The sequence below is a fragment of the Mesorhizobium sp. INR15 genome (assembly GCF_015500075.1).
In the GTDB taxonomy this organism is placed as follows: Bacteria; Pseudomonadota; Alphaproteobacteria; order Rhizobiales; family Rhizobiaceae; genus Mesorhizobium.
In genome coordinates, this window is the sequence record NZ_CP045496.1 from 2923947 (window position 1) to 2935670 (window position 11724).

Sequence of the window (11724 nt, forward strand, 5' to 3'; positions counted from 1 at the left end):
GCTAGCCCCCTTGCATGGGCGAGAGGATTTCGATCCGGTCGCCGTCGTTCAACTGGAATTCTGTCCTGTCGACCGCATGCACGAGGTCGCTGTTGACCGCGGTTGCGAGCCAGTCGCCCTCATAGTCGAGCGCGGCGAGCAGCGCCGCCAGCGTGGTGGCGGCAATCTCAAGCGCTTCGCCGTTGACGGTCAGTTTCATGACCAAGCTCCGTTGGTTGGGCGTGATTGAAGACCAGCTCGGCCGCCAGGCGGGCCATGGCGGGCGCGAGAAGAAAGCCATGGCGATAAAGCCCGTTGATCGCGACGGTGTTTCCACGCGCTTGGGCACGCGGGAGATTGTCGGAGAAAGCCGGGCGGACACCGACGCCGGTCTCGGCGATGCCGGCCTCGCCGAAGGCCGGATGGAGCGTGCAGGCCGCACTTAGAAGCTCCATCATTGAGCGGACCGTGACTGGTCCAGCACTGTCGCTCTCAATCATGGTCGCGCCGATCATGAAACGATGGTTGGCGCGCGGAACCGCGTAGAGCGGAAAGCGTGGATGAAGCAGCCGCACCGGGCGCGACAGCACGATATCAGGCGTGTGCAGGATCATCATCTCGCCGCGTACGCCGCGCAGCCTTTCATCGCTCGCCGCCATTCCCCTGCAGTCGATCTCGTGCTCGAATCCGGACAGTTGCCGCGCGTCCGTGGCGAAGCTGATGTCGACACCCATTGCGACTAGCTTTCCGTGAAGCGCCGCCATCGCCCGGCGCGGGTCGAGATGCGCCTCGCCGGGGAAGAACAGCCCGCGCCGGAAACGCCCGGCGAGGTCTGGTTCGAGCCGCGCGATTTCCGCCTCATCGACCCAGCGATGGCCCGAGGTGCGGCCGGCGAAGCGGTCCAGTTCGCCGGCGTCACGCGGTGCCGCCACAACCAGCGTTCCGGCCTGTGTCACCTGACCGGGCAGGGCCGTCTCCCACCAGTCGGCGGCGCCGCGTCCGAGGTCGAGCACCGGCTGCTCGGCGCTTTCGCGCTCGCACCATGGCGCCAGCATGCCGCCGGCAAACCATGATGCGTTGCCGCCAAGGCCAGAGCCGATTTCGGCGACGGTGACCGCCGCGCCGCGTCTGGCCAGTTCGAAGGCCGCCGTGAGGCCGGCGACGCCGGCCCCTTTGACCAGTACCCTCATGACGGCTCTGGCCCTTTGAGCGCGGTGTCGCTCACCGGCATGTAGAGATTGCCGCCATCGCGGTATTTTTCCGCCATCGCCGCCATCCCTTCCTTCTGCGCTTCGGCACGGATGTCATGGGAGATGCGCATGGAGCAGAATTTCGGCCCGCACATGGAGCAGAAATGCGCCAGTTTGTGCGCCTCCTTCGGCAAGGTCTGATCGTGAAAGGACCGGGCTGTTTCCGGGTCGAGCGAGAGGTTGAACTGGTCTTCCCAGCGGAACTCGAAGCGCGCGCGGGAAAGGGCATCATCCCTGACTTTCGCCGCCGGATGGCCCTTGGCGAGGTCGGCGGCGTGCGCTGCTATCTTGTAGGTGATCACGCCGATCTTGACGTCGTTGCGGTCCGGCAGCCCGAGATGCTCCTTGGGCGTCACGTAGCAGAGCATGGCGGTGCCGAACCAGCCGATCATGGCGGCGCCGATGCCCGATGTGATGTGGTCATAGCCTGGCGCTATATCGGTCGTCAGCGGCCCGAGCGTATAGAAGGGTGCTTCGCCGCAGATGGCGAGCTGCTTGTCCATGTTCTGCTTGATCTTGTGCATGGGGACATGGCCAGGCCCCTCGATCATCACCTGGCAGTCCTTGGCCCAGGCGATCTTCGTCAGTTCGCCAAGCGTTTCCAGTTCGGCGAATTGCGCGGCGTCGTTGGCGTCGGCGATCGAGCCCGGACGAAGTCCGTCGCCGAGCGAGAACGAGACGTCATAGGCGCGGCAGATGTCGCAGATTTCCTCGAAATGCTCATAGAGGAAACTCTCCTTGTGATGATGCAGGCACCACTTCGCCATGATCGAGCCGCCTCGGCTGACGATGCCGGTGACCCGCTCGACCGTGAGCGGGATGTAATGCAGCCTGACGCCGGCATGGATGGTGAAATAGTCGACGCCTTGCTCGGCCTGCTCGATCAGCGTGTCGCGATAGACTTCCCAGGTCAGGTCCTCGGCGACGCCGCCGACCTTTTCGAGCGCCTGATAGAGCGGCACGGTGCCGATCGGCACCGGCGAATTGCGCACGATCCATTCGCGGATGTTGTGGATGTTGCGGCCGGTCGACAGATCCATCACCGTGTCGGCGCCCCAACGGATCGCCCACACCATCTTCTCGACTTCCTCGGTCATCGAGGAGGTGACGGCGGAGTTGCCGATATTGGCGTTGATCTTCACCAGGAAATTGCGGCCGATGATCATCGGCTCGCTCTCGGGATGGTTGATGTTGGCGGGGATGATCGCGCGGCCGCGCGCCACCTCGTCGCGCACGAATTCGGGCGTGACGAAATCAGGAAGCTCCGCGCCGAAGGCTTCGCCGTCGCGTTGCAGCTTGCCATGCAGGATCTCGCGGCCGAGGTTCTCGCGGATGGCGACGAACTCCATCTCAGGTGTGATGATGCCGGCGCGGGCATAGGCAAGCTGGGTCACCGCCTTGCCGGCCTTGCCCTTGAACGGGCGGTTGCGAAGGGGGAATTCCGGCGTCAGACGCTCGCCCACGGCGAAGCCGTTGTCTTCCGGCCTGACATGGCGGCCGTCATAGGCTTCTACGTCACCCCGCGCGGCGATCCATTCGTGCCGAAGCCGCGCCAGGCCTTTGTCGATGCTGGTTTCGACCGTCTCATCGGTATATGGGCCGGATGGATCGTAGACCGTCACGGGCGGTTCGCCCGCTGTCGGATGGACAGAGATTTCGCGCATCGGCACCCTGATCCGCGGATGAAGCACGCCGGGTTTGTGGATTTTTCGTGAGGCAGGCAGCGGTCCCGTGGAAACCGCAGGGGTCAAGGCATTCATATGAGGCTCCTTTGCTCATTGCATTGGAGACCCAGTTCTGTGCCGGAAGGATGAAAAGACGCTTTGGCTGACCTGCCGAGACAGGTCTTCGGGCATGGATTCCCGCAAAGCGCTTGCACCGTCCCTACGCCAGTATGAACTGGATCAGGTTCAACGGGTCACTGCGCTGCGAAAGCCAGCAGTATCTCAGCCCCTTGTCGGGACCCCCCTGGTGAATGTCTGGAGTTGAACGGTCCGGCGCTGTTTTGTCAAGCGCGTTCGGCCGACGCCGCGACCCGCGCGATCCGTTGGAGTTGGTCGACCGGTCAGTCCGGACCGTCAAGCTCGCTGAAGTCGAGACCGATATCGAGGATCGGTGCGCTGTGAGTCAACCAGCCGATAGAAATCAGGTCGACACCGGTCGCGGCAATGGCGGGCGCTGTCGCGGGCGTGATCCTGCCCGACGCCTCGGTGATCGCCCGGCCGGCAACCATCGCCACCGCCTGGCGCAATTGCTCGGCCGACATGTTGTCGAGCAGGACAGCGTCGGGGGCGAAGGCCATCGCCTCTTCCAACTGGGCCAGCGTGTCGACCTCGACCTCGATCTTGACGAGATGGCCGGCGCCGGCCCGCGCCCGCTCGACGGCCGGGCGAATGCCGCCGGCGATGGCGATGTGGTTGTCCTTGATCAGGATCGCGTCATCGAGGCCGAAGCGGTGATTGCAGCCGCCTCCGGCGCGCACCGCGTATTTCTCGACCGCCCGCAATCCCGGCGTGGTCTTGCGCGTGCAGACGATTTTCGCGCCATGGCCGCGGATCGCCGCGACGACCGATGCCGTGGCCGTGGCGATGCCGCTCAGATGGCAGAGGAAATTGAGCGCCGTGCGTTCCGCCGTGAGAATGGCCCGCGCCGGACCGCTGACCGACGCAATGATGTCGCCTTGCGCGATTTCGCTGCCATCGGCGTGATTTATGGTCATCTCGACATTCTGATCGATGAGCTGGAACGCCAGCACCGCCAGATCGAGCCCGGCGACAGTTCCGGCCTGGCGCGCCGAAAGCACTGTTCTGGCATGACTGTCTTTCGGCACGATGGCATCGGTGGTCAGGTCGCCGGCCCTGCCAAGATCTTCGAGGAGAGCGGTTCGCACCAGAGGCTCGAGCATGATCGCGGGTAGTGGCGAGAGGTTCGTCATGTGACGCTTTCCAACGCTGGCGTGTGTGCGATCTCTTGCGCTGCCGTCAAGGCGGCTTGAAGCGTGATTTCGGAGCGGCGGGCGACGGCCGCATGATGGGGAAAGTCCGTGCGGAAATGAGCACCGCGGCTCTCTTGGCGCCGCAAGGCGGCAATCGTGATCATCAGCCCGACAATGGCGGGATCGGATGGCGTGCCCTGGCGTTGCGCCAGCGGCAGCAAGCCACGCGCGGTCGCTTCCAACCCTTCGCCGTCCCTGATGACGCCGAGGGCACGCGACAGGAGAGGGCGTATGGGTCCAGGATCGGACGCCGGCTGCTCCGTCGCCTCCATTCGCGTTGCGCAGCCCTCGGGAGAACCCGCCACGCTCTCGGCGACCCAGCGCGCGCAGACGGCGGCCTCGGTCAGCGAGTTGCTGGCAAGCCGGTTGGCGCCATGCAGCCCGGTCGCAGCGACTTCACCGCAAGCCCAGAGACCCGCAACGGAAGTACGCCCGGCCAGGTCCACGGCGACGCCGCCCATGTGGTAATGCTGGGCCGGCCGAATGGGGATGAGGTCGCGCGCCGGATCGATGCCGATGTTGCGGCAGGCCGCGGCGATCTCTGAAAAATGCTTCGCGAAAGCCGCGCCCGGTTTTTCGCTCACGTCGAGGAAGGCGCGATGGCCGTCGCCAAGATGTCTCCAGACGGCGCGCGCGACGATGTCGCGCGGCGCGAGTTCGGCGCCCGGCACGCCATCGAGGAAGCGCTGCCCGGTCTCGTCGACGATTATTGCGCCTTCGCCGCGAACCGCCTCACTGATCAGCGGCATCGGCCGGCCCGGGCCATCAAGCGCGGTCGGGTGGAACTGGATGAACTCGAGGTCGGCGAGGGTTGCACCGGCACGCGCTGCCAGCGCCAGGCCCTGGCCGCAACTGCCGAGCGGGTTTGTCGTGTCATGGAACAGGCCGCCGATGCCGCCAGTGGCAAGAACGACCCGTCCCGTGGCGAAGAACAGCAGGCCCGTCGTGGAACGCGCCAGGACGCCTGTGACCTTGCCGTCGTTCATGGCCAGCCGGCACGCTTCGACGCCTTCGATGACCTCAATACCCGGCGTGGACCGCACGGCGGCGACAAGCGCGCGCATGACCTCGCGTCCGCTGCCGTCACCCCCGGCATGAACGATGCGCCGGCGGCTATGGGCGGCCTCCAGCCCCAGATGCAGGGTTCCGTCGCCGGCACGATCGAAGCGAACCCCAAGCCGCGCCAGATGCTCGATCGCGGCGGGCGCCGCGTACAGGATGCGCCTTGCGGCTTGCGCATCGCAAAGGCCGTCGCCGGCGGCCAGCGTGTCGGCGAGATGCAGCGCAGGGTCGTCATCGGCGCCCAGGCTGGCGGCTAGCCCGCCTTGCGCCCACGCGCTGGAGGCGTCCGCGCCAAGCGGCGACCGCGACAGCAGCAGCACCGGCCCGGGCGCCAGATGCAGCGCCGTCATCAGTCCGGCGATGCCGCCGCCGATGATGACAGGCCGGCCGGTAAGGCCGTGGATGTCGATGCTCATATGGCCAGCATCCTCTCGACGGCCAGCCGCGCGGGTCCGGCGACCTTCGGGTCGATGGTCACGACGTGGCGGTTCTGCTCCAGCGCTGTCCGGATGTTGGCGAGCGTTATCCGCTTCATGTGCGGGCACAGGTTGCAGGGCCGGATGAAGTCGACCTCGGGATGCTCGACCGCGACATTGTCGCTCATCGAGCATTCGGTCATCAGCACGACGCGGGGCGGCTTTTGCCGTCCGACATAGTCGGACATGGCAGCGGTCGAGCCGGAAAAATCAGCTTCCGCCACCACTTCTGGCGGGCATTCGGGATGCGCCAGCACCGTCACGCCTGGATGATCCTCGCGCAATTGCCGGATGTCGGCGGGCGTGAAGCGCTCATGCACTTCGCAATGGCCTTTCCAGGCAATGATCTCGACGTCGGTCTGGGCAGCGATGTTCTGGGCGAGATATTCGTCCGGCAGCATGATCACCCGGGGAACACCGAGAGACTCGACGACCGCTTTCGCGTTGCCTGACGTGCAGCAGATGTCGGACTCTGCCTTCACTTCGGCCGATGTGTTGACGTAGGTGACCACCGGCACGCCCGGATAGCGTTGCCGCAGCAGGCGGATATCCTCAGCGGTGATGGAATCCGCCAGCGAACAGCCTGCCCGCAGGTCGGGAATGAGCACGGTCTTTTGCGGATTGAGCAGTTTCGCCGTCTCGGCCATGAAATGCACGCCGGCCAGCACGATGACGTCAGCCTCGGTCGACATTGCCTTGCGGGCAAGCGCCAGGCTGTCGCCGACGATGTCGGCAACACAGTGGAAGATCTCGGGCGTCTGGTAATTGTGCGCCAGGATGACGGCGTTACGCCGCCGCTTCAGGTCAAGAATGGCGTCGATATCGCCGGCGAAGGCCGGCCATTCGATGGCCGGAATGACGCGCCGCACGCGGTCGTAGAGTGCGGAACTCGGGGTCTGTTCGCTTGCCATTGCAATTCGAGATATGCTCCATATGAGTATATATGGGACATATGCTTATATTGAGCATAAGAAATGTCAAGCACGTGAGAGTGGCAATTTTGTCCCTGCAACCGCGCGCTCGGCCAGCACGCCATGCCGGAACCGAAACAGCTTGGCTGGCCGGCCACCGGTCTCGGTCGTCATCGAGCCGGTCTCTTCGACAAGCTCCTGCTGCTCGACCAGCCGCCGGAAATTCTGCTTGTGCACGAGCCGGCCCGCCAGCGCCTCGACGCTGCGCTGGAGTTGCAGCAGCGTGAATGTCGGCGGCATCAATTCGAAGACGACGGGACGATACTTGATCTTGGCCCGCAGCCTGGCGATGCCGGTGGCCAGGATGCGTCGGTGATCCGCCGCCATGGCCGGGCCGAGCGCCGACAGCGTGTTGTCCTTGACCTTGTCGCGATGTGTCTCCGCGACAAGCGTCGCTTCGTAAAGCAGCTCGTAGCGCTGCAGCACCAGTTCCTCGTTCCAGGCGTGTTCGCCGAGACCGAAGGCGATTGCCGTCCGCTGCTGGCGGTCGTTGCGCATCTGGAGGCTGTCAGCGGCCTCCGCCCAGGCGTTCAGGCGCGGGACGATGAGGTTCGGCAGCGCCGGCGGGATGCCGCCGCGGTGATCTTCCCAGGGAAAATAGTCGTACCAGCCGCGCCAGGTTGCCTCGTCGGCGGATGCTGCCTGTTCTTCGCGGGCGAGGGCGAGATAGCTGATCGAAATCACCCGGTGTGCTTCGTCGGTTGCCCGGTCGCGGTCGGCGAACGTGTAGAGCTGTTCGATATAGCCCAGGGGATGCCGCGTCTGTTGTTCCACCCAGCCCCTGAGGCCGGACTGCAGCGAGCGGTGCCCAAGCTCGAACGGACCGGAGGGCAGGGCCGTTCCATTCTCGACGGTCATGACGCGGGGCTGACCAGTGGTTACGGCGGCCAGCACCGCGATCAGTTCAGCCACAATTGAAAGTCGCTGGTCGGCTTTTGCTGGCTGCTTCAAAATATCTCCGATTTCATCCGCGAATGTCGGCCAAGGTAACTGCATGGCGCCTCGGTCTTCATGCCCTACGACGCCGCGTCGCCGCTCAGCTTCACGATGAGAAGTTCACGCGCCAAGCGGCAAGTCCTTTCACGCCTCGACGTGTCGAGCCGCCGTGACAAACGCCTTTGCCATAAGCCTCTTCCGATATTGTCTATTCGTTCCAGAATTTTGAATCGAGAACAATGATGCCGGCGGCCGGAATATTGTGGAGGCGAGGTGGCGGCGTGCAGCGTGCCGCACCGGTTGCGGCTGGCGCTGCCCTACCTGGCCTCGATCGTGCTTGTCATGGGTCCGGTTCCGTAGCGGCCAGCCAGGCCGGCTCAGAACGCCATGGCGGCGGGCATCAAAATGCCTACGCCTTCGGCGCACATTATCCTTGTTTCAATTGCTCGTGACACGCGACAGTTCAAATTTGTCTCCTGGCTGGGCCGCGAACAGGCGTTCTTCGGCGGGCCGGAACATGTCCTCGAATGCCAGTTCCTGCTCAAAGACCACGCCACCGACTTTGACAGCGAGGATCTCCTCGGCGCCTTGCGGCGCGAAATAGATGCGCGAGACACTTTCTCGAATGCGCTCGCCGACGTTCCTGGCGTCGTCCTCGCTTGCTCCGGGCAGGAACACTCCGAACATCGTAGCGCCTATGCGGCCAATGATATCCTCAGCGCGCACGGACGATCGGATGGTCGACGCGATGAGCCGCAAGGCCTCGTCCCCCCAGCCAAGGCCAAAGCGCAGGTTGATGGCGCGCAGATGTTCGGGTTCAATGACGAGGAAAGCACCAGACCGCGAGCCGGCAGTGGAAACGCCGACCGCTCTGCGTTCGATAAATGATGTGAAAACCGTGCCGTTCAGGCAGCCGGTCAGTCCGTCATAGGTGGCTGCCCTGTTCAGCTCCCGTCTGTAGCGGCGGATTTCGGCCAGCTTCAGGCCTATGAATACAAACAGCGGCAGGCAAATCACCACGGGCAGAACCGTTGCGGTGATCACGCCGCGTCCGAATGGCGTCAGGGCATCGCTGAACAAAAGCAGATAGTTCAAGGCAAGAGACACGCACAGGCTGCCGATCGTGCCCAGAACAGCCAACCGCAGGATGCTCTTCCATGGTTGGGCTGGGGCGTCCGCCAGTGCTTTTGTCACGGCCATCTCCTGTTTGAATCTACAAGGATATAGCCGGCAAGTTACGATTTCGGTTTCGAAGGACAATACAATTTGATGGATTGGTCAGGTCATTTCGTTACGGGCCGCCCTCAGGGACCAGTCGCGGATCGTGCCGACGAATAGCCAATGCCCTCATGTCGGCGGCCCGAAGATCCCCATTCCCGCCGTCCTGGCCACGCCTTCAGCCTTGCCGTAGGGACCGCTTGGCAAGGCCAAAGCCCAGCCATTGGATACAAGCCAGGCACCGACATCCTGCTTGCCCAGTGTGCAGGGCGCGGCGATCGGGTAACGGTCGACTTCCGGCGGTACGAAACATTTCAGCGCCCGGCCACGGAGCCAGCGGTTGAAAGCCGCGCGAGCCCGCTGCCCACAGGGCCAGGAACTGGCGCCGGACAGGCACATCCTGTCGATCCCGACGCTCTCGACACCGCTGATTGTCAGTTTTCGCCCCATTGCTTCGAAGCCGGCCGAGGATGTAGCGAGCGGGCTGAAGAGCAGCATCTCGCGCCAATCCCGCGGCATCGGCGTTTTCGGCGTTGGCGCAAGGCCGAGTTCGCCAAGCGGCGAACGCGGCTCGACGCGCTCCATGTCCGATGCCTCGACCTGCGGCGGCGCGATGCGATCCTGAGCAATTCTGCGTGCCGAATTGACGAAGGGGCGGATCGGAAGTTCAGGTTGATCGGTGCCGATTTGAGGAGGCGCGTCGGCAACAGGCCTGTCGACGGGAAAAAGCGAGGCGGCCTTGACGATCATCATGATCCCGATCAGGAGCTGGAGGCTTCCGATCCCAATCGTGATGCCGGCGCGGCGCGATATTCTCATCACGTTACACCGCGCCCGGCCTTGTTGCGCGAAGCCCCGGCCAGTCAGAAACTCGATGTCGATTTGGCAACCAGCTTGAGCGCACCTTTTTCAATCCGATAAAACGGCATCGACCGTTCGCTGGACCCGTCGGCGCGAAAGCGGAACAAGCCTGTCGATCCACGAAACCCGCTTGGGTTCTCGAAGACCTTGCTGTTGAAACTCCCGGGTCCAAGCGCGCTCGCGATCCCTGCCGTCAGGGCAACCATATCATAGGCATAAGCGACGTTGACGTCAGGCTGGTAGTTGAAGGTTGTCTTGAACCGATCCGCGATGGGACCGGTTTCGCGCTGATCGAGCATGGCGATATACGCACCTTCAAAAAGCGGATCGATCGGACGGTCCAGCCAGCGGTTTGTCCCGACAATCGACGTTGTTTTTCCTGGAATGCCCTTTGATTTCAGGGCGACGAGAATCGGCGCCGGACTGCCGTCGCCACTGGCGACGATAACGGCGTCGGGAACGTCGACGAGCGAGCCCATGTCTGCCACCGCCTTCGCGCCGCTGTCGCCGGCCGAGTAGGGGATGGTGACGGCGATGTTGGCTCCATAGACGCTGAGGCTGTTGGCGACCCGGTGTTCGACGACACTGGCATTCGCGCCTGCCGGCACGAGCAAAACGAACTTCTTGCCGCCCTTCGCGGCGATCGCGCCGGCCCCGGCCGCGGCACTGTCCGCTTCGGTGAGGCAGACGGCGTAAACGCCGGGACCGCCGGCAAAATTGTCGGCCAGAGCCAGGACCGGCGGCCGGTTCGAGCCCGACAGTTTGGCGATATGCTGGGCCGCGGGCAGCTCGGTTGGGCCGATGACGACTTTCGCGCCTGAGGTTATGGCCTTTATCGCCAATTGCTGGGAGTAGCCGACGTCTCCGCGCGTGTCCTCGACCGTCAGCGTGAGCAGGGGATTGCCAAGGTCGGTCATCGCGAGTTTGGCGGCATCGAGCATTTTTCTGCCGTTTTCGCCTACGGATCCAGGCGCGGACAGGGGCAGCAGCAACGCAACCTTTGTTGGCCCGGTGCCGAGAGACTGCGTTGCCTGGCTTGGGCCGGCAACAGCTCCGCCGGCCGGCGGATTGCCGGCTTTGATGGCAGCCGGATCGAGCGCATCCGACACACTGCCTTTCGACTGACAGCCGAGCAAGGCTCCCACCAGCACCAAGGCTACCGCCCAAGCCCGTGGACTATGGACCTGTCGGCCAAATTCCATGACTGCCCCCACCCCTATGTGCCGCCTGACATGGCGGTCTTCCGTCCTTCCCGGCCTGTCGTCGACCAAAACAGCTCATCGTCTCACAGAAACGCCGCCGCGCACATCAGGATCGGACCTGCTTTCGATTTCCATCGCGGCATGCGCCAACGCCGGCTCGACGCCGGAGCGCGATGGCTGGCATGTCGCGAACATCTTGAAGGCCTGCTGCGGCCATTTGGACCCTGCACCGCAGCGGGTCTGCCGCATCCCATTGGCCGCTGGAGGGTTGTTCAAACTCGCGAGAACTGGCCGGGGCGGCCAGCGGCAAGGGGCTGGCCAATGCGATCGCTTCAGCGATCGCGGCAAGCGGCGTCTGATCGCCAATCATCGGTGCAACCGGCGCGTTCCCGCGTTTCCGGATCAGTTCATGTACTCAACCATGCGTTCATGAAAACACTCGCACTTGTCGAGATAGTCTTCATCACGGTAGTTCGTCTTCAGATAGCCGTAGGCCTTGCCGCAGGCGACCTTGGCTTCGGACGCCCACAAGAAGACGGGCCGGGATGAATTGATCCATTCCGAACTGTTGGCGACGGCGACCGACTCGTCCATCAGCTTCACGACCTGGTTCTTCAGGTCGATGATGTTTTCCGTCCGCACCAGATCCGAATTGCCGGCGACACGGCAATAGTCTGCCGTTGAGCCGCCGATGATGTCGGCGGCTTGCAACCCTGTGGAGAGGATCGACAACAGTCCGGCCGCGAAAGCGATACGCAAGATTTTGTTCATGTT

11 protein-coding genes and 1 riboswitch are annotated in these 11724 nt (G+C 63.8%); all 11 genes read right to left on the bottom strand.

Annotated features, from left to right (window positions below; genetic code table 11):
* Position 1 precedes the first annotated feature (1 nt).
* Positions 2-199 (bottom strand): sulfur carrier protein ThiS, encoded by a 198-nt coding sequence (gene thiS, locus GA829_RS14275; RefSeq protein WP_195179104.1) that lies wholly within the window; start codon positions 197-199, stop codon positions 2-4.
* On the bottom strand, positions 168-1169 hold the full coding sequence (gene thiO / locus GA829_RS14280; protein ID WP_195179105.1) for a glycine oxidase ThiO: 1002 nt from the start codon (positions 1167-1169) through the stop codon (positions 168-170). Before thiO ends, thiS begins: the two co-directional genes overlap by 32 nt.
* Positions 1166-2989 (bottom strand): phosphomethylpyrimidine synthase ThiC, encoded by a 1824-nt coding sequence (gene thiC, locus GA829_RS14285; RefSeq protein WP_195179106.1) that lies wholly within the window; start codon positions 2987-2989, stop codon positions 1166-1168. The genes thiO and thiC overlap by 4 nt, the downstream gene beginning before the upstream one ends.
* Before the next feature lie 103 nt (positions 2990-3092).
* Positions 3093-3209, bottom strand: a riboswitch (TPP riboswitch).
* 85 nt (positions 3210-3294) lie between these two features.
* Positions 3295-4164 (bottom strand): carboxylating nicotinate-nucleotide diphosphorylase, encoded by an 870-nt coding sequence (gene nadC, locus GA829_RS14290; protein WP_195179107.1) that lies wholly within the window; start codon positions 4162-4164, stop codon positions 3295-3297.
* A complete protein-coding gene (locus tag GA829_RS14295) occupies positions 4161-5702 on the bottom strand; it encodes an L-aspartate oxidase (RefSeq protein ID WP_195179108.1) in 1542 nt (513 codons plus the stop codon). The genes nadC and GA829_RS14295 overlap by 4 nt, the downstream gene beginning before the upstream one ends.
* Positions 5699-6673 carry a quinolinate synthase NadA gene (nadA, locus tag GA829_RS14300; protein ID WP_195179109.1) on the bottom strand — a complete coding sequence of 325 codons (975 nt, stop codon included), beginning with the start codon at positions 6671-6673 and terminating at the stop codon, positions 5699-5701. Before nadA ends, GA829_RS14295 begins: the two co-directional genes overlap by 4 nt.
* Before the next feature lie 66 nt (positions 6674-6739).
* Complete coding sequence (locus GA829_RS14305) at positions 6740-7696, bottom strand: NUDIX hydrolase (protein WP_195179643.1); 957 nt, start codon at positions 7694-7696, stop codon at positions 6740-6742.
* Between the two features lie 411 nt (positions 7697-8107).
* A complete protein-coding gene (locus tag GA829_RS14310) occupies positions 8108-8929 on the bottom strand; it encodes a GGDEF domain-containing protein (protein WP_258052291.1) in 822 nt (273 codons plus the stop codon).
* Between the two features lie 87 nt (positions 8930-9016).
* Positions 9017-9706 (bottom strand): thermonuclease family protein, encoded by a 690-nt coding sequence (locus tag GA829_RS14315; RefSeq protein WP_195179110.1) that lies wholly within the window; start codon positions 9704-9706, stop codon positions 9017-9019.
* 44 nt (positions 9707-9750) lie between these two features.
* Positions 9751-10950, bottom strand: a complete 1200-nt coding sequence (locus tag GA829_RS14320; protein WP_195179111.1) for an ABC transporter substrate-binding protein — start codon at positions 10948-10950, stop codon at positions 9751-9753.
* 402 nt (positions 10951-11352) lie between these two features.
* Entirely contained in the window at positions 11353-11721 is a 369-nt protein-coding gene (locus tag GA829_RS14325; protein ID WP_195179112.1) for a hypothetical protein, read from the bottom strand.
* Positions 11722-11724: the final 3 nt, after the last annotated feature.

Coding starts and splice junctions, on each gene's coding strand:
- thiS (WP_195179104.1), bottom strand. CDS start 199: ATGAAACTGACCGTCAACGGCGAAGCGCTTGAGATTGCCGCCACCACG.
- nadC (WP_195179107.1), bottom strand. CDS start 4,164: ATGACGAACCTCTCGCCACTACCCGCGATCATGCTCGAGCCTCTGGTG.
- thiO (WP_195179105.1), bottom strand. CDS start 1,169: ATGAGGGTACTGGTCAAAGGGGCCGGCGTCGCCGGCCTCACGGCGGCC.
- GA829_RS14315 (WP_195179110.1), bottom strand. CDS start 9,706: ATGAGAATATCGCGCCGCGCCGGCATCACGATTGGGATCGGAAGCCTC.
- GA829_RS14295 (WP_195179108.1), bottom strand. CDS start 5,702: ATGAGCATCGACATCCACGGCCTTACCGGCCGGCCTGTCATCATCGGC.
- GA829_RS14325 (WP_195179112.1), bottom strand. CDS start 11,721: ATGAACAAAATCTTGCGTATCGCTTTCGCGGCCGGACTGTTGTCGATC.
- thiC (WP_195179106.1), bottom strand. CDS start 2,989: ATGAATGCCTTGACCCCTGCGGTTTCCACGGGACCGCTGCCTGCCTCA.
- nadA (WP_195179109.1), bottom strand. CDS start 6,673: ATGGCAAGCGAACAGACCCCGAGTTCCGCACTCTACGACCGCGTGCGG.
- GA829_RS14320 (WP_195179111.1), bottom strand. CDS start 10,950: ATGGAATTTGGCCGACAGGTCCATAGTCCACGGGCTTGGGCGGTAGCC.